The organism is Bacillaceae bacterium S4-13-56, assembly GCA_040191315.1.
In the GTDB taxonomy this organism is placed as follows: Bacteria; Bacillota; Bacilli; order Bacillales; family JAWJLM01; genus JAWJLM01.
The window spans coordinates 1-379 of the sequence record JAWJLM010000197.1 but is presented as its reverse complement, the minus strand read 5'-3'; the positions used below and the strand labels follow the sequence as shown (position 1 = coordinate 379).

The following is a 379-nucleotide window of genomic DNA, read 5'->3' as shown; positions in this document are numbered from 1 at the left end:
TCTTCCTCTTGCTCATCATTCAATTGCAAATATGTCTTGTTGGGTACAATTCTTGCCCCCAACCTTGATGTAGTGCATTTCCCCTTCATTTTTGGTGTTGACACAAACATACCATAGAGGGGTTCAGAGCTATATTCTGCACAAATAAACTAAACCCCAGCCTTTAAAACAACTAGGGTTTTTACGCTTTTCTACAGTTGCATTTCTAATTTCTTGATCTCCTCTTCATCTAACCCTGTCATCTCCATTATTTCCTCAATTGACTTACCTTTTTCCAGCATTCGTTTACCCACCTCGTGAATTGCTGCTTCTTTCCCTTTTTCTATTCCTTTTTCTATTCCTTTTTCTATTCCCTTTTCTATTCCCTTTTCTATTCCCT

Annotated in this window: 1 protein-coding gene; it reads right to left on the bottom strand. The window is 38.0% G+C overall.

Annotated features, from left to right (window positions below; all coding sequences use genetic code 11):
- Positions 1–191 precede the first annotated feature (191 nt).
- Positions 192–379: transposase (locus RZN25_18640; GenBank protein MEQ6378800.1), on the bottom strand; the 188-nt coding region annotated here is incomplete at its 5' end.